Annotated in this window: 14 protein-coding genes; 7 read left to right on the forward strand and 7 right to left on the reverse strand. The window is 70.3% G+C overall.

The annotated features are described in order from the left end of the window. Positions 1-143 precede the first annotated feature (143 nt). The 5 genes from tesB (at position 144) to K8625_RS16955 (ending at position 7,032) form a co-directional block, all read left to right on the forward strand. A complete protein-coding gene (gene tesB, locus K8625_RS16935) occupies positions 144-1,022 on the forward strand; it encodes an acyl-CoA thioesterase II (RefSeq protein WP_223748599.1) in 879 nt (292 codons plus the stop codon). 54 nt (positions 1,023-1,076) lie between these two features. After that, positions 1,077-1,772 carry a type 1 glutamine amidotransferase gene (locus K8625_RS16940; protein WP_223748779.1) on the forward strand — a complete coding sequence of 232 codons (696 nt, stop codon included), beginning with the start codon at positions 1,077-1,079 and terminating at the stop codon, positions 1,770-1,772. Positions 1,773-2,038: 266 nt separating this feature from the next. After that, positions 2,039-2,578, forward strand: a complete 540-nt coding sequence (locus K8625_RS16945; protein WP_223783375.1) for a PDC sensor domain-containing protein — start codon at positions 2,039-2,041, stop codon at positions 2,576-2,578. 17 nt (positions 2,579-2,595) lie between these two features. Then, entirely contained in the window at positions 2,596-4,488 is a 1,893-nt protein-coding gene (locus tag K8625_RS16950; protein ID WP_223783291.1) for a methyl-accepting chemotaxis protein, read from the forward strand. Between the two features lie 147 nt (positions 4,489-4,635). Then, positions 4,636-7,032 (forward strand): hypothetical protein, encoded by a 2,397-nt coding sequence (locus tag K8625_RS16955; protein ID WP_223748597.1) that lies wholly within the window; start codon positions 4,636-4,638, stop codon positions 7,030-7,032. A gap of 115 nt (positions 7,033-7,147) precedes the next feature. Here K8625_RS16955 and K8625_RS16960 read toward each other — a convergent pair whose 3' ends face one another. The 4 genes from K8625_RS16960 to K8625_RS16975 all read right to left on the reverse strand — a co-directional run bounded on the left by K8625_RS16960 (position 7,148) and on the right by K8625_RS16975 (position 12,138). After that, complete coding sequence (locus K8625_RS16960) at positions 7,148-8,074, reverse strand: helix-turn-helix domain-containing GNAT family N-acetyltransferase (RefSeq protein WP_223748596.1); 927 nt, start codon at positions 8,072-8,074, stop codon at positions 7,148-7,150. A 27-nt stretch (positions 8,075-8,101) separates the two neighbouring features. Continuing rightward, positions 8,102-9,091 (reverse strand): bile acid:sodium symporter family protein, encoded by a 990-nt coding sequence (locus K8625_RS16965; RefSeq protein WP_223783292.1) that lies wholly within the window; start codon positions 9,089-9,091, stop codon positions 8,102-8,104. Between the two features lie 58 nt (positions 9,092-9,149). Further along, entirely contained in the window at positions 9,150-10,238 is a 1,089-nt protein-coding gene (locus K8625_RS16970; RefSeq protein WP_223748594.1) for an endonuclease/exonuclease/phosphatase family protein, read from the reverse strand. 127 nt (positions 10,239-10,365) lie between these two features. Then, positions 10,366-12,138 (reverse strand): hypothetical protein, encoded by a 1,773-nt coding sequence (locus K8625_RS16975; protein ID WP_223783293.1) that lies wholly within the window; start codon positions 12,136-12,138, stop codon positions 10,366-10,368. 178 nt (positions 12,139-12,316) lie between these two features. Between K8625_RS16975 and K8625_RS16980 the strand changes: the two genes are divergently transcribed. Both K8625_RS16980 and K8625_RS16985 read left to right on the forward strand, forming a co-directional pair. Beyond that, entirely contained in the window at positions 12,317-13,540 is a 1,224-nt protein-coding gene (locus K8625_RS16980) for a low specificity L-threonine aldolase (protein ID WP_223783294.1), read from the forward strand. A gap of 91 nt (positions 13,541-13,631) precedes the next feature. Continuing rightward, complete coding sequence (locus K8625_RS16985) at positions 13,632-13,826, forward strand: hypothetical protein (protein ID WP_046713785.1); 195 nt, start codon at positions 13,632-13,634, stop codon at positions 13,824-13,826. Between the two features lie 2 nt (positions 13,827-13,828). Here K8625_RS16985 and K8625_RS16990 read toward each other — a convergent pair whose 3' ends face one another. The 3 genes from K8625_RS16990 to K8625_RS17000 all read right to left on the reverse strand — a co-directional run bounded on the left by K8625_RS16990 (position 13,829) and on the right by K8625_RS17000 (position 17,513). Further along, positions 13,829-15,115, reverse strand: a complete 1,287-nt coding sequence (locus tag K8625_RS16990) for an MFS transporter (RefSeq protein ID WP_223783295.1) — start codon at positions 15,113-15,115, stop codon at positions 13,829-13,831. Between the two features lie 111 nt (positions 15,116-15,226). Then, a complete protein-coding gene (locus tag K8625_RS16995; RefSeq protein WP_223748590.1) occupies positions 15,227-16,363 on the reverse strand; it encodes an ABC transporter permease in 1,137 nt (378 codons plus the stop codon). Between the two features lie 16 nt (positions 16,364-16,379). Next, positions 16,380-17,513, reverse strand: coding sequence for an ABC transporter permease (locus tag K8625_RS17000; RefSeq protein ID WP_223783296.1), 1,134 nt, complete (start codon positions 17,511-17,513; stop codon positions 16,380-16,382). Positions 17,514-17,516 lie beyond the last annotated feature (3 nt).

Below are 17,516 nucleotides of genomic sequence, written 5' to 3' on the forward strand. Positions count from 1 at the left end.
GCTCGTGGAAGAAGGGCTTCCCTGGCTCAACGCCCGGCCCCGCTCCTCATTTCCTTTCGTTCCCCGAGCGGCCGTCCTCTCCGGGACGCGTCACGCACACGGGGCGCGACAGCCGTGGCCAGGGTCGGCTAGGACGACGCCTCATGAGCCGCGTCCTGGACGAGCTGCTGGAACTCCTCAAGCTGGAAGTCATCGAGGAAAACCTTTTTCGCGGAAAGAGCCAGGATCTGGGCTTCCGTCAGCTCTTCGGCGGACAGGTGCTGGGGCAGGCCCTGTCGGCGGCGAGCCAGACGGTGGAGACCGCGCGGCACGTGCACTCGCTGCACGGGTACTTCCTGCGGCCCGGCGACGCGAGCCAGCCCGTCGTCTACACGGTGGACCGGGTGCGCGACGGCGGCAGCATCAGCACGCGGCGCATCGTCGCCATCCAGAAGGGGCAGCCCATCTTCACGATGATGGCCTCCTTCCACGGCGACGAGCCCGGGTACGCGCACCAGTCGCCCATGCCGGCGGTGCCGCCTCCCGAGGCGCTGCCCACGGACCTGGAGCTGCTCAAGCGCCAGGTGGACCGCATCCCCGCGCGGCTGCGCGAGAAGATCCTCTGCGACAAGCCCATCGAGATGCGGCCGGTGGACTACATGGACCCGTTCCATCCGGTGCCGGGGGAGCCTCGCAAGGCCGTCTGGATTCGCGCGGACGGAGCGCTCCCGGAGGACCCGCAGGTGCACAAGTACGTGCTCGCGTACGCGTCCGACTTCAACCTCATCAGCACCGCGCTGCTGCCGCACGCGGCCAGCTTCTTCCAGCCCCACGTCATCGGCGCGAGCCTGGACCACGCCCTCTGGTTCCATGGGGACCTGAAGGTGAACGACTGGCTCCTGTACGTCATGGACAGCCCGTGGTCCGGCAACGCGCGCGGCCTGTCTCGCGGCTCCGTCTACACGCGCGAGGGAAGGCTCGTCGCGTCCGTGGCGCAGGAGGGACTGCTGCGCATCCTGAAGGGCGACAAGCCCACGTCGTGAGCGAAGGACGTCGCTGGCCGAGCAGCCCCAGGCGGGGCGGAAGGGGACGTGACGATGCGCGCGGTGGTGTATCAGCACGAGGAGCACGAGGGCGTCGGCCTGCTGGGACCCGCGTTGACGGAGGTGGGCTTCACGCTGGTCCACCGCTTCCGCGCCGTCCGGCACGAGGACGTGGACGCGGAGCTGGTGGTGGTGATGGGCGGCCCCATGGGCGTCTACGAAGCCGACCAGCACCCGTTCCTGCGCGACGAGAGCTCCATCCTCATGGAACGGCTGGCCCATGAGCGCCCGTGCCTGGGCATCTGCCTGGGCGCGCAGCTGCTCGCGGACGCGGCGGGCGCGGAGGTCTTCCCCGGCAAGAACGGCTTCGAGGTCGGCGTGGGCCCGGTGCGCTGGACGCCGGAGGCCCTGAAGGACGCCGTCATCACCGGCGCGCGCCCGCGCGGCACCGTGGCCCACTGGCATGGTGACACGTTCAAGGCCGTGCCCGGCGCGACGCTGCTCGCGTCCACGGACCGCTACACGCAGCAGGCCTTCCGGCTGGGCAGCTCCTACGGCTTCCAGTTCCACCTGGAGCTGACCGCGCGCGAGCTGGGACGCTGGTTCGAGCTGGGCGCCGAGGACCTCGCGCTGCGTCACAAGGACGTGACGCAGCTGGTGAGCCAGCTCCCCAGGCTCGAGGCCGCGGAGCCGGAGAACCGCGAGCTGCTGCAAAGACTCGCACGTCACTTCGCCCAGGCGGTTCGCTGAAGACATCGCTGACGCGAAGGGCTCGCGGTCACGTTGTACCCGGCGCAGCCTCGTCGTCCGCTTGGGGTTTCAGTGTTTCACGAATGAGCGGGGCTGAGCCTGGGTCAGGATGGCTCCGGGCGGGCAGGTGAGCGGAGGGAAGGTGAGGGGCCGTTCAGGTGTGGGGCTCACCGGCGACGTCTCATTCATGTATCGTCGACACATCCGCCGGCGGAGAGGGGGAAGTCTGTCTCGCCGATGCAGCGTGCGGACGCGTTGAGGTCGTGATGTGGCATTTCGGCATGGCGCTCCTGCTGCTCGGAGGACTTCCTCCGGACGGCGCCGCGCAGCTCGCGAAGGTGAGCCGGCTCCAGGCGGCGTTGCAGCGCGTGGCCGCGGATCCGGAGCTCGTTCAAGCCGTGCGGGCCCAGAACGCGCGCGGCCTGACGCTCGCCACCATCCGCGCGGAGGATGACGTCTGGCTGTCCACGCCGGCGCTCACGCCCTTCAAGCAGCGCGTGCTCGACGCGCGCTGCTCACGGGTGCTGGCGCGCCACCGCGAGGCCCTGGGCAGCCGGGTGGTGGCGGAGGCCTTCGCCATGGACCGGCTGGGCGCGCTGGTGGGCGCCACGCGCCGCACGTCCGACTACTGGCAGGGCGACGAGGAGAAGTTCCAGGTGCCGTTCCGCGAGGGACGCATGCTCGAGGAGAAGCCCTTCTTCGACGAGTCCTCCCAGGCCTACGTGGTCCAGGTGTCCCTGCCGGTCCGCGACGCGGGCCGCGTCATCGGCGCCGTCACCCTCTCGCTCTCCCTGCTCGACCTCTGAAGTCCCGCCGCCACCCCATGCGCCTCTTCGACGGACTCTCCCTTCGTACCCGACTGACGGTGGCCGTCGCCCTGCTCACGCTCGGGGCCCTGCTGCCCTTCAACCTGTTGGGCCGCGTCTTCGTCTTCAACAACCTCCAGGACCAGATCCACGCCACCCTGCGCGTGGAGGCCCAGGGCCTGAGAGACCTGGTGGAGAGCGCCCTGGTGGAGCGCGAGGCCAACGCGCGCTCCTGGTCCGAGGACGCCATCCTCCGCGGCGCGCTGCTGTTCGACACCTTCGAGAAGAGCGACGCGGTGCTCGTCGCCCTGGAGAAGCGCCACCCCTCGTTCGCGGGCCTGGTGCTCTTCACCGAGGACGGCCGCGCGGTGTCCGCCAGCGAGGAGAAGCTGCGGCGCGCCTACGAGGGCCGCGAGAGCCAGGTGCGCGCCGCGCCCTGGTTCAAGGCCGCGCTCAACGGCACCCAGGACATCACCGGCTTCACGAAGGTGGACCCGTTCTTCGAGCGCACCGTGCTCCCGCTGGCCGTGCCCGTGCTCAGCCCCATCAGCGGCGCGCGCATCGGCGTGCTGCTGGCCGCCTATGAGTGGAGCCAGGTGGGCGAGGTGGTGGCGCCCGCGCTGGAGCGCTCCCGCGCCCGGGGCCAGAAGAGCTTCGCGCTGGAGGTGCTGGACGCGCAGGGCACCACGCTCTTCGACACGCACGAGCGGGACATCGCCCGGCCCGATGACGTCGTCAGCGTGGAGGCGGTCAACGCCAGCAGCGTGCGGGACGTGGGCGACGGCTGGCGCTTCGTGGCCACCGTGGACCCGGAGGACGCGTACGCGCCGCTGGCGGAGGCGGGCAGGGTGGCCGTGGGGCTGACGGCGCTGGCGCTCGTCGTGGCCGGCGTGGGCGGCTTCCTGCTCGCGCGCGGCGCCACCGGGCCCATCTCCCGGTTGAGCCAGGTGGTCACCCGCGTGGTGCGCGAGGGCGACCTCACCCAGCGCGTGGACATCTCCACCCGGCGCGACGAGGTGGGGGAGCTCGCCTCCGCCTTCGCCCTGATGATGGAGCACCTGCGCGAGTCCACCCGCGGCCTGCAGGCGGGCACCAAGGTCCTCAGCCAGACGGTCTCCGAGCTCACCGCCGCCGCCGCCCAGCAGGAGCGCACGCTGACGAAGCAGGCCGCCGCCCTCCAGGAGACGCAGGTCACCGCTCAGGAGATCAAGCAGACCTCGCTGATGGCCGCCGAGCGCTCCCAGGCCGTGCTCGGCGTCACCGCCCGCGCCCGCGAGGTGGGCCTGGCCGGCGAGGCCACGGTCTCCGCCAGCCTCCAGGGCTTCGAGGAGCTGCGCGAGCAGGTGGGCGTCGTCGCCCGCAGCATCGCCGCGCTCAACGAGCGCACCCAGCAGATTGGCGGCATCACCCAGACGGTGAAGGACCTGGCCGACCAGTCCAACATGCTCGCCCTCAACGCGGCCATCGAGTCCGTGCGCTCGGGCGAGCACGGCAAGGGCTTCGGCGTGGTGGCGCGCGAGATCCGCAGCCTCGCCGACCAGTCGATCACCTCCACCGGCCGCGTGCGGGAGATCCTCGAGGACATCCGCCGCTCCATCCAGTCCACCGTCACCCAGGCCGAGCAGAGCCAGGGCAGCGCGGAGACGGGCCTCACCCAGGTGCGCGCCAGCGGCGACAGCCTCCGCGAGCTCACCGGCATCATCCAGGACAACGCCTCCGCCGCTCAGCAGATCGCCGCCGCCGTCACCCAGCAGAACGCCGGCGTGGCGCAGATCTTCACCGCCGTCACCGACCTGTCCCGGATGATGGAGGAGTCCATGCAAGGCCTTCAGGCCGCCCAGCGCATCACCGCCTCCCTGCGGGAGGTCGCCGCTCAGATGGACACCGTGGCGGCCACGTACCGCGTCTAGTCAAAGTCTTGCGGGAAACACTTTCAGTGCCAATCTAGAGCACTCTCCGTGCAAATCTGGATTATGCGCAACCCGGGGATTCCCTGGGCCAATCCCGGCCCCATGGAGTCCCCGTTTCGTTGGTCCTTCACGTGAAGGAGCACCGCAATGCGCAGCGTCGTGAAAGCCGCCGTATGCATGGCAGTGATGGCGACGTCCCAGGCGTGGGGCTTCAATCCCACGGACAACTCCCCCAAGGGCGCCCTGGCCTCCCAGGCGTTCTTCAAGCCCGAGCTGTCGTTGGCCAGCGGGCAGGTGCCCTTGTCCGAGGCCCTGCCGAAGCTGGGCCCTGACAGCAAGAAGGTCTGGGACGACTTCTTCGCCCGCAACGGGAACAACTTCGAGATCTACATCGACGTCGTGACGGGGACGGCCGCCAACATCCAGGGCGCCGTCCCGCTCATCCCCGGCAACGGGGTGGGCAACAAGCTGACCCTGGGGAGCCTGGGCCGGCAGCTGGGTCGCTCGGTCGACAAGGTGGACGGGGCCGTCGTGGCCGACCTCGTCTTCAAGTTCGTGGAGGCCAACCGCGCCGCGGTGGGCGTGGACCTGCTGCAGTTGGGCGAGGCCCGGGCGGATCAGATCACCCCGGACCTGTGGCAGGTCTCCATCCCGCAGCAGTACCAGGGCATCCCCGTGCGGTACGGGCGGCTGGCGGCCACCATCAGCCACGGCAACCTCATCCTCCTGGGCACCGAGTCCTGGGCGAACATCGGCGTGTCGCCGATGCCGCTGGTGGACGCGGAGAAGGCCACGGTGCTCGCGCACGAGCGCTTCGGCCTGTACGAGAGCCCGGAGGGCATCTGGAAGGAGCCCACGCTGGAGGTGACGCCGGTGTCCGTGCCCAACGCGGGCTTCGGCCGGGGCATGACGCACCAGCTGGTGTGGACGTACGGCTTCACCACCACCGAGGGCCACGAGCGCTGGAAGGTCACCGTGGACGCGGCCACCGGTGACGTGCTCGCGCTCGAGGACGACAACCACTACTTCGACCAGTCCGTGACGGGCGGCGCCTACGTGTTCACCAACACGGGCATCCCCAACCCGTGCACGCCCGGCTCGTTCTGCGGCGCCCACCAGCCCAACTACCCCATGCCCTGGGCCAACGTGGGCACCGGCGTCTACACGGACGGCTACGGCGTCTACAACTACACCTCCGGCACGACGACCACCACGCTCAACGGCCGGTACATCCGCCTCTCCGACACCTGCGGCTCGCTCAGCGCGTCCGGCGCGGGCAACATCAACCTGGGCACCGGCACCGTGACCTGCCCGTCGCCGACGAGCGGCAACACGGCGGCGACCCGCAGCGCGTTCTACGAGCTCAACCGCATCAAGGAGCTGGCGCGCGGCTGGCTGCCCACCAACACCTGGCTGCAGGCGTCCATGACGGCCAACGTCAACATCCAGAGCACCTGCAACGCCTTCTGGAACGGCTCCACCGTGAACTTCTACCGCAGCGGCGGTGGCTGCCGGAACACGGGTGAGATTGCCGCCGTGTTCGACCACGAGTGGGGCCACGGCATGGATGACAACGACACGGCCGGCACGCTGAGCAACTCCAGCGAGGCCTACGCCGACATCGCGTCCATGTACCGCCTGCCGTTCAACCCGTCGGCCACGCCGACCTCCGGCCAGTCTCCGGCCTCGTGCGTGGGCTACGGCTTCTTCCAGACGCTCAACAACGGCTGCGGCATGACGGCCGATGGCACGGGCTACAACGTCAACGAGGCGCAGACGGGCGGGGCCTGGTGCGCGACCAACTGCTCGGGTGTCCGGGACGCCGACTACGCGGCCCACAACCCGCCCACGCCCACCACCCCGCAGAACTTCGTCTGCACGCGCTGCTCCAGCGGCACCGGCCCCTGCAGCCGTCAGGTGCACTGCGCCGCGTCCCCCGTGCGTCAGGCCGCGTGGGACTTCATCGCGCGGGACCTGCGCTCGGCGCCGTTCAACTACGACTGGAACACGGCGCAGAACATCGGCAACAAGGTGTTCTACCAGGGCAGCGGCAACATCGGCTCGTGGCACGCCTGCAACTGCACGGCGGGCACGTCCGACGGCTGCGCGGCCACCAACGGCTACAAGCAGTGGCTGGCGGCGGACGACGACAACGGCAACATCAACGATGGCACGCCGCACATGACGGCCATCTACAATGCGTTCAACCGCCACAACATCGCCTGTTCCACCCCGGCGCCGGTGAACAGCGGCTGTTCGGGCGGCCCCTCGGCGGCGCCCACCGTCACGGTGACGCCGGCCACGGGCCAGGTCTCCCTGAGCTGGAGCGCCGTCAGCGGCGCGACCCAGTACTGGGTGATGAAGTCGGACGGCATCAACGGCTGCCAGTACGGCAAGGCGCGCGTCGCCACCACCACGGCCACCAACTACGTGGACGGCGAGGTCCTCTCCGGCCACAACACCTGCTACTCCGTCGTCGCCGCGGGCAGCAGCGCCGCCTGCTACGGCGCGGCCAGCACCTGCACCTGCGTGAGCCCGCTGTAGTCCGGCGCTCACCCTGACCTCCGGCACGGTGGGGCGCGCTCGCGCGGGGCGCTCCCACCGTCGCCCGGGGGCCTCCCGGCGGCCTCGCGCTCACGCGTGGGGCCGCCTTACTCGTTCAGAGCTTCAGCTCCCACGTCTCGCTCATCAGGCCCTCGCCGAACATGGCGTGCGGCTCCTTGCCCACGAGCGTGAAGCCCGCGCGCTCGTACATGCGGCGCGCCGAGTGGAGCTGCTGCTCCGTCCACAGCCGCACCTTGCGGTAGCCGGCCTCGCGGGCGAACTGGAGACAGGCGTCCATCAGCTTCGTGCCGACGCCGTGGCCCCGGGCCGAGGGCTCCACGAGCAGCAGGCGCAGCTTCGCCACCGTCTTGGTGTCGCGCACCAGGAACACCGAGCCGACGGGGCGGCCGTTCAGCTCGGCGATCCAGCAGCGCTCCCGCGCCGGGTCCCGCTCCTGGATGAAGCGCGAGGTGATGCCGGCCACCAGCGCCTCGAAGCGCAGGTCCCAGCCGTACTCCTGGCTGTACAGGACGCCGTGGCGCTGGACGACCCAGCCCATGTCCCCGGGGCGGTGCTCGCGCAGGACGACGTGGGGCGGGGCGGCCTGGGTGGAGCGCTCGCCCAGGAGTTCCTCGATGGTCTGCATCGCGTCCAGGAGGCGCGGGCGCTCGTCGGCGCGCAGCGGGGAGAGCAGGGCGCGGATGGAGTCGTTGGAGCGGCTGTTGAGCCGGTTGTAGGTCTGCTCGCCCTTGTCGGTGAGCCGCACCAGGTGCTGGCGGGCGTCGAGCGCGGAGGGGACCTTCTCGATGAGGCCCTGGTTGCTGAAGTTGCGCAACAGCCGGCTCAGGTAGCCCGCGTCGAGCGCCAGCTCGCGGCTGAGCTCCGTCGCGGTGGGGGACTCGCGGTGGTACAGCTCGTAGATGACGCGCGCCTCGGTGAGCGAGAACTCGCTGTGGAGCAGGCCTTCGTCCAGCACGCCGATCTTCTGCGTGTAGAAGCGGTTGAAGTGCCGAACCGCCGCCACGGTGGGGTCACGTCGCATCGGTGCCATCCGCGTAGCATCGCCGATTCAGGGCCCCTGTGGGCGGGCCGCGTAGCGCTCCGCGAGCACCGAGCACACCAGGAGCTGGAGCTGGTGGTAGAACATCAGGGGCAGGACGATGAGCCCCAGGGCCGGGTGCGCGCCGAACAGGAGCCGCGCCATGGGCACGCCCGAGGCGAGCGTCTTCTTCGAGCCGCAGAACACCGCGGCGATCTCATCCTCCTTGTCGAACCCCAGTCGCCGCGCGGCCTGGGTGCTCAGCGTCAGGACGATGACCAGGATGAGCGCCGCCCCTCCGAGCACCAGCGCCAGGGTGGCGCCGCCGTGGAGGCCGAAGATGCCGGAGGCCACCGAGTCGCAGAAGGACGCGTAGACGAGCACCAGGATGAACAGCCGGTCGATGCCGTTGGTGTACTTGCGATGGCGGGCGAACGTCGCGCCCAGGAGCGGCCGGGCCAGCTGTCCCAGGGCCAGGGGCAACAGCAGCAGCGCGGACAGCTTGAGGATGGCCTCGCCCATGGACAGGCGCGCCCCGGTGGTCTGCGCGAGCAGGCCGACGATGAGCGGGGTGAGGACGATGCCCAGGAGGCTGGACAGGCTCGCGTCGAAGATGGCGCCCGCCACGTTGCCCCGGGCCACGCCGGTCATCGCCACGGAAGAGGAGATGGTGGACGGCACGGCGCAGAGGAACAGGAAGCCGAGCGACACCTCGTCCGACACCCACCGGCCCACCATGAGGTTGAGCACCATCCAGAGCGCGGGGAAGACGAGGAAGGTGAACGACTGCACCAGCACGTGCAACCGCCACTGGAGGGCGCCGGCCTTGAGCTGGGAAGTGGGCATGCCCAGGCCGTGCAGGAAGAAGACCAGGAAGATGCCGACGTTGGTGACGACGTCGGCGTGCATCGCGCCGCCGGACCTGCCGAAGTCGGGGAAGAGGAGCGCGAGCCCCACGGCACCGAGCATCCCCAGGAGGAACCAGTCCCGCGACAGGCGCTTGATGAGGCGAAGAGACATGTGGGGGCTTGAATACTCCCGGACCCGGGAGACCTCCAGCCCTCCGTGTGTCACCCCCTCAGCGCTCGACGCGGAACTCCACCACCACGCCCGCGTGGTCGGACGGCCAGAGGCCCGCGGCGTTGCGGTCGTCCAGCTGGTTGCCGACGATGATGGCCGAGCGCACGTCGATGTCGTCGTCATCGTCGGCGAACAGCACCAGGTCGATGCGCTCGTCGAGCGCGGCCGTGGTGGTGTCGTTCACCGTCTCGCTGAAGCAGCAGGTGAAGCCGTCGCCAGTGCCCACGCGCGTCCAGGCATCGACCAGTCCGGTGTTCGCGCTGACGAGGGTGTCGTAGCCGGTGGTCACCGCGCCCGGGCCGGTGTTCATGTCGCCGACGACGATGAGCGGCCGCTTGTAGGTGTTGACGAGGGCGGCCAGCTCCGCGGCCTGGTTCTCGTTGCCGGGGCGGAGCGTCTCCAGGTGGGTGTTGACGAAGGTGAAGGGGACGCGGTTCAGCGTGGCGTCGAGCTTGGCGTAGCCGCGCGTGAAGCGGATGGACGCGCCGCCCACGGGGACGTCCTGGGCGAAGGCGAAGTTCGCGGTCTCCACGTTGGCGATCTGCACGTCGCCCCGCGCGAGGATGACGTCGCGGTCCGTCAGGCGGACATCGGTGAGGTCGGTGGCGTTGCCGGCGAGCGCCGCGGGGACCTCCGCGTCCGCGTTCTGGATGGTGGCGGCGACGCGGTAGCTCAGGCCCCGGGCCTGGAGCTCGGCCTGGAGGATGGCCAGGAAGTCGTACGTCACGGTGGTCGCGTTGGGCAGCGGGTTGTTGCTGAAGTCGCTCGGGCTCTGGGTGCGGAAGAGGGAGACCTCCTGCAGGCCGATGAGCGCGGGGTCGGTGGCCTGGATTTCATCCGCGATCAGCTTGGCGCGCGCGGCGAAGTCGGTGGCCTGGACCGTGGTGTAGATGCGCGCGGCGAGGGCGGGGATGTCCTGGGGGGCCTGGGCGGTGGCGAGCAGCTCGATGTTGCCGCCCAGGTAGATGTTGCGGGTCATCACCTTGAACTGCGCCTCGTCGGGCTCCAGCGAGTCATCGTCGCTGTCGTCGTTGCAGGCGGAGAGGAACAACGGGGCGCAAGCGAGGAGCGGTGCGAGGCGGAGCATGCGGAGTGGCGTCATGAGGGCCTGGGGCAGGGGTGGAGTGGCGCGATTTGCGCGCCGGTGCCCTGGCTCGGGCAATCGACCTGCCGGGCCCGCGTCGGCTCATGCACAGCCCCTCGCGGGGGAGTGTTCACATCCCTGCGGGACCCCGGCTGTAAGGCAGAGCGAGATGTTGGCCAGGAGCGGGCAGGTCGATTCGACGCAGGCCGGTGTCGCTCCAGGTGACGAAGCAGAACGCGTCGGACTCGAGGGGTCGGCCGAAGTCGAAGCTCGCGCGGGTGAAGCCCGTGTCGGTGGACTCCTTCACGGTGACGAGGAGGTCGCCCAACGTCAGTCGTGAGCCTGGAGGCGGAGGCACGTCGCGGTTGACCTGCTCCCAGAACCCCAGGTTGCGGGGTGTGCCGCGCACGATGAGGTCGAACGCGTGGGCGGAGGTCCGCTCGAGCACGTGGTCATGGGGTGCGGCGCTGAGCAGGCGGTAGTGCTGGGGGGCGCGGCCCTGGAGGGCCATGGCGGCGGGGACGTAGAGCGAGATGCTCGGGTCCGCGGCGACGACCAGGACGAGGGTCCCCTTGCAAGGAGGCGCCTCGCGGGCGATGCGCCACTGCGCGTCGGCGAGGCGGCCCAGGGAGATGCCGAGTCCCACACGGAACGCGGGGCCCAGGAGACAGTGGCCGAGGACGAGGGCGCTGACGGCCGTCCAGAGCAGCAGTCGATGGCGACGGGGACGTTGGGCTTCACGAGCGGCGGTCCAGCCGCGGAGGATGAGCGTCGCGATGAGGGCGCTGCCGGCGAGGAGCGGCACCATGAGGACCCGGCCGCCGATGATGCCGGCGGCGCCGGGGAGGGTGGCGGCGATGCCTCCGGGGATGAGCCAGTGGAGGGAGTGTTGCTCCTGTTCGGAGAGGAGCGGGCGGATGGCGCGGAACATCAGCAGGACGAGTGCCGAGGTGAGGGCACCCCAGGCCGCGAAGCCCGCGTGGGAGGCGGGGGTGCCCGCGGCGGCGTCGGAGGGGGTGGCCACGACGAGCTCGCCCATGAGGATGAAGACGCGCTGGAGGAGGGTGGCGAGGAAGTCGCCGGGAGCGGCGATGGGGTTGAGGTAGCCGCCGCTGCCGCGCGCGCCGTAGCCCTGGGTTGCGTAGAAGGCGAGATAGGCGACGACGAGGACCGCGTAGGGCGCGAGCCAGCGAATCCGGGTGTGGAGGGTGTCGCGACGGCCGAACAGCTCGTAGGCGCCGAGGAGGGCGACGGCGCTCAGCGCGGCTTCGCCCGAGAGCAACGCGAGCGCGAGGGCGAGGGGCGCGAGGACACGACCGGGAGCCCAGCTGTCTTCACGGGCGCGCAGGTGTGCGGCGAGGGCGAGGAGGCCCAGCAGCGCGGAGACCAGGGGATGTCGGGCGGCGAGCCACGCGACGGGGAACAGGTGCGCGGCGGCGATGGCGTGGAGGACGGTGGCGAGCGCGGCGACGGGGGCGGGAAGGAGTCGTCGATGGAGCCAGCCCACCACGGCGATGAGACCGAGGAACCAGGCGAGGCTGTGCAGATGGGCGGGGAGGGGAGCGTCGCCGAAGAGCCATTCATCGGCGGAGAGCAGGGCGCTCGGGATGGGGCGGAAGAAGCGAATGGACAACGTGTCCGAGGTCCACCAGGGGAGCAGCCCGGCTTCACGGAGTCGCTGTGGATCGGTGCGCGGGCCGCCCACGAACTCATAGAGCGTCAGGGGTCCCCAATCGCCCAGCGCGGCGACCTGCCCGGAGAGGGCGAGACGGTGGACCAGGTCATCGAGCAGCAGTCCGACGCGAAGGGAGGGCAGGGAGACGAGGGTGCCCAGCGCGAGCGCCAGCAGGAGCGAACGGGGCCAGGTCCACCAGGAGTTCGCGCGAGGAGGGCTCTCCGCCATGGTGGACATCACCTTCGCGCGAAAGCCTCCAGCGCATCAAGGCGGGGCACGGGTGACTCGGGCGCGGAGGTCCGCATCCGGGATTGCGTGTGCCAGAGGCGGGAATCGCCCAAGTCACACGGGCCACGGGATTACGCTCGAGCGCGAGGACCATCATCCGTGCCCCGAGGAGTGCTCGATGTCCCACCACCGCTTCAGCCGAAGTGAGTTCCTCGCGTTGACCCGCCTGCTCGCGGGGAGCGCGCTGCTCGCCCCCGTCGTCTCACACGCCGCCCCCGCGAAGCCCCAGGCCTCGAAGCCCGCGACCGCTCCGCCCACCCGCGCAGAGGTCGATGCGATCCGCCGCGCCTGTCGCGGCTCCGTCACCGGCACCATCGCTCCCGACCCCGCCGCGGAGCTCATCGCCATCGGTGAATGGATGCGCCGCCAGGGCACCGGCAGCGACTTCTACGGACAGGGCGAGCTGGTCGAGTCCTTCGAGAAGAAGCTCGCGACGCTGCTCGGCTTCCCGGCCGGCTGTTACATGCCCACCGGCACCATGGCCCAGCTCATCGCGCTGCGCATCTACGCGGATGCGCGCGGCAACCGGAACGTCGGCCTCCACCCGTCCTCGCACCACGTGCTGCACGAGGACAGCAGCCACGTCGTCCTCCACAACCTGCGCGACGTCATCCTCTCGCCCTGGACGCGCCCGCTCCTCGCCCGCGACGTACAACACTCACCGGACCCGCTCGGCACCGTCAGCGTCGAGCTCCCCGTGCGCTGGCTGGGCGGTCAGCTCCAGACCTGGGAACAACTCCAGGAGCTCAAGAGCACCTGTCGAGAAAAGAACGTGAAGCTGCACATGGACGGCGCCCGCCTGTGGGAGTGCCAGCCCTTCTACGACCGCCCCCTCGCCGACATCTGCCGAGGCTTCGACTCCGTCTATGTCTCCCTCTACAAGCACATCGGCGCGCTGAGCGGGGCCATGCTCGTGGGCAGCGAGGACTTCATCCGCGAGGCCCGCCTGTGGCGCCACCGACACGGCGGCAACCTCTACCACCACTATCCCTCCGTCGCCTCCGCGGCGATGCGGCTCGATGGCGCCATCGCCGGCCTGCCCGCGCTGTTCCGCCGCACCAAGGCCTTGAGCGAAGCCCTGGCTGCGGACCCACGGCTCACCGTGCAACCCCGTCCCATCCAGACGAACATGTTCCGCGTCTACGTCCGCGGCGACGCCCAGGCCTTCTCGCTCCGCTCCCTCGCCCAGGCGAAGCAGTCACGCATCTGGCTGGGAGGCTTCGCCCCCACACGCGTCCCCGGAATCATCGACACCGAGCTCGAAGTCACCGAGGGCCTCAACGACCTCACCGACGCGGAGATCGTCAGCGCCTATCGCCGGCTCCTTGACGAGGCCACCTGAAGCGACACGGCGCACGGCCCCTCGTGTGCCCGCCTGCTCCCAGCACCGCCCGCGTGCTTGCGGAGGTCGACGTCTGCGTTACCTCAAATGCATGACCGAAGCACACCCCGCATCGCGCGACTTCAAGATTCCCGAGGGTTGCCCTGTCTGCGCATCGGACCTGCCCGTGCGTGTCACGGCGTCAGGTCCCAGCGGCGTCTGCAAGCACTGCGGATGGATGGGCCGCCCCGTCATCACCGTCACGCACCGTGGCCTGCGCGTCAGCTATGAGGGCGCCGCGGCCTGACCTCACCCTGCCTGTGACGCGGGAGCCTCGGCCTCCCGGGGCTCGGGCTGCGTGCCTCGCGTCGCCGTCTCCAGCCGGTCCACGCGCCGCAGCTCGGGGAAGCCCCAGGCCCAGAGCACCACGATGGCCAGCGTCCCTACCGCGCCCGTCACCACGGCGGGAACCGCGCCCACGTGCTCCGCGAGCCAACCCGCGCGGAACTCACCCAGCTCGTTGGAGGCGCCGATGCACATCATGTTCACCGCGCCCACCCGCCCACGCATCTCGTCGGGCGTGGCCATCAGCTCCAGCGTGTGACGCACCACCACGCTCACCATGTCCGCCGCGCCGGCCACCGCCAGCGCGAGCAGCGACAACGGCAGCGAGCGGCTCATCCCGAACACCAGCGTCGCCCCGCCGAAGATGGCCACCGCCACGAACATCTTCACGCCCGCCCGTCCCCCCAGCGGCCGCATCGCCAGCACCACCGCCACCAACGCCGCGCCCGCCGCCGGAGCACACCGCAAGAGCCCCAGCCCCCACGGCCCCGTGTGCAGCACATCCCGCGCATAGATGGGCAGCAGCGCCACCGCGCCCCCCAGCAGCACCGCGAACAGGTCCAGCGTGATGCTGCCCAGCAACAGCCGCTGCCGACGCACGAACCCCAGCCCCGCCACCAGCGTGGAGAACGACAGGGGCGCCGAGGAGGCCCGGCCCGTCCGCACCTTCAGCGAGAGGATCCACACCACCGTCAGCGCGCACAGCGTGGCCGAGCCCAGATACGCGCCCGTCGGTCCCGCCCACCCGTAGAGCACACCGCCCACCGCCGGACCCGCGATGGTGGCCACCTGCCACGTGGTGGAGTTCACCGCCACCGCGCGCGTCAGCTCCTCCTTCGGAACCAGGTGCGGCGTGAGCGCCGAGCCCGCCGGCGCATAGAACGCGCGCGCCGTGCCGAACAGCACCAGCACGCCATACACGAAGCGGACATCCCGGATGTGCCCCAGCGAGAACGACAGCAGCGCCAGGCTGCACAGCAGCATCACGCCCTGACAGATGGCGAGGATCTTCCGTCGGTCGAACCGGTCCGCGACCTGTCCCCCAATCAGGCAGAAGCACAGGAAGGGCACGAACTGCGAGAGCCCCGTGTACCCGAGCGCCAGCGCGCTCCCGGTCACCTCGTACACCTGCCAGCCGATGGCCACCGACTCGACCTGCATCGCGAGCACCGCGCAGAGCCGGGCGATCTGGTAGAGGCGGAAATCGCGATGACGGAAGACGGAGAGGGCAGGGGCGGCGGTCTCGGACATGCTGGTGCCCGCCTGTAACGCACGCCCCGCGCGCTTTCCAGTCTCAGTGCGAGCGCACGGGAGCGGGCCTCCGCAGCGCTCGCTCCCCTGACGACTCCACCCCACACGTCCTCAGGCGGACGTCTTCCGGAACCGCCGCGCCGCCACGGCCATCATCAAGATGCCGAAGAAGGCGAGCAGGACCAGCTGCAGCCACAAGTCCGGCAGCCCCGCCTCTCGCAGCAGCACACCGCGCAGCACCTCCACGTAGTAGCGCACCGGGTTCAGGTACGTCACCCACGCGAGCCAGTCCGGCATCGCCCGGACGGGGCTCATCACCCCCGACAGCAGCACCGCCGGCAGCACGAAGAGGAAGCCTCCGACGAACGCCTGCTGCTGCGTGCGACTCACCGTGGCGATGAGCAGCCCCACGCCCAGCGTGGACAACAGATAGAAGAGCGTGGCCACCGTGACGAGCGTCAGGCTGCCACGCAGCGGCACGCCGAAGACCCACACGCCCACGCACAGCGCCAGCCCCACGTCCACCAGACCGATGAGCAGGAACGGCGTCACCTTGCCGGCCATCAGGATGCCGGGGCGCAGCGGCGTCACCTGGAGCTGCTCCAGCGTCCCCGTCTCACGCTCACGCGACAACCCCATGGCCATGATGACGGTGGTGACGATGAGCAGCAGCATCGCCGCGATGCCCGGCACCACGTACACGGACGTGGCCAGCTCCGGGTTGTAGAGCACGCGTGGCACCAGCTCCACGGGGGCGAGAGGAAGCAGGTCTCCCTGCCGCTGGGCCTGCGCCGAGGCGAGCTGGGTCGCGCGCAGCACCGCGAACTGTGCCACGGCGTTCCCCGCGACGGACGAGCGCGTCGGGTCCGAGCCATCCACCAGCGCCTGCACCTGCGCGCCCTGGCCCTTCAAGACATCCCTCTGGAAGTCCCGGGGGATGATGAGCGCGACCGAGGCCTCGCCTCGCTCCAAGGCCTCCTCGGCGGTGCGCTCGTCGGAGAGCTCCGCCTTCAAGTCCAGCGTGTCCCCGGCGAGCAGGGAGCGCGTGTAGTCGCGGCTCTCCGCCGTCCTGTCCCGGTCCACCACCACCGTGGGGACATGGCGCACGTCGAAGTTCACCGCGAAGCCCAGCAGGAAGAGTTGCATCAGGGGTGCCAGCGTCAGCAGCGCCATGACGCGCCTGTCCCTGGCCGTCTGGCGCACCTCCTTCACCACCACGGCCCGGTACTGCACCATCAGCGGATGCATGTCCGTGTCCCTCCCTTCAATCCAGGCGCCGCTGGAAGCGGCGGGTCGCCAGCACCAGCATGAAGAGCGCGAACAGGGCCAGGGCCACCAGCTGAGGCCACAGCACCGACATTCCATTGCCGCGCAGGAGCACCCCGCGCAGCGTCGCCACGAAGTACCGCGCCGGAATCAACGTGCTGATGAGCTTCAGCGGCACCGGCAGGTTCTCGATGGGGAAGATGAACCCCGACAGCAACATCGACGGCAGCACCGACGTCATCGTCGCCACCTGCGTCGCCACCACCTGGTTGCGCGTCACCACCGAGATGAGCAGCCCCTGGCCCAGCATCCCCACCAGGAACAGGACCGAGCCCAGCCCCAGGACCACGAGGCTGCCGCGCACCGGCACGTCGAACACCCAGGCCCCCACCGTCAGCACCAGCAGGACCTGGAGCAGGCCGATGCCCAGGTAGGGCAGCAGCTTGCCGACGACGATCTCCAACCGTCCCACCGGCGTCGCGAAGAGCTGCTCCATGGAGCCGCGCTCCCACTCGCGCGCCACCGTCAGCGCGGTGATGAGCACCGCGACGATGGCCAGCAGGTACGCGGCCAGCCCCGGCACCAGGAACATCGCCGAGCGCGCATCCGGGTTGAACAGCGTCCGCACGCGCGCCTCCAGCGGCGGCGCCGCGAGCAGCACCGTGCCCCCCATGGAGCGACCCGCCATCTGCACCAGCGCCTGCGCCTTCGCGAGCGCCTGGGTCGCCGTGTTCCCGTCCGAGCCGTCCACCAGCCACTGCACCTGCGCGCCGCCGCGCTTCACGTCCTCCGCGAACCCCTTGTTCAAGAGGAGCACGCCCGTCACGGCGCCACGGCGCAGCTCGCCCAGGGCGTCCTCGGGGGAGGTGCCCTCGTGCGTGACGACGAACTCGTTCGACGCGGTGACGTGGCGCACCAGCTCGCGTGACAGGTCCGTGCGGTCCTGGTCCACCACCGCCAGCTCCAGGTGGTCCACGTCGAAGCTGATGCCGAAGCCGAACAGCACCAGCATCAGCACCGGCATCGCCAGGGCCAGATACAGGGTGCGGATGTCCCGGCGGATGTGCAGCACCTCCTTCTCCGCCATCGCGAGGATGCGTCCCACCCGATGATTCGCGCGTGTCGCGGCCATGGC

The sequence above is a fragment of the Myxococcus sp. AS-1-15 genome (assembly GCF_020037055.1).
GTDB classification, from domain to species: Bacteria; Myxococcota; Myxococcia; order Myxococcales; family Myxococcaceae; genus Myxococcus; species Myxococcus fulvus.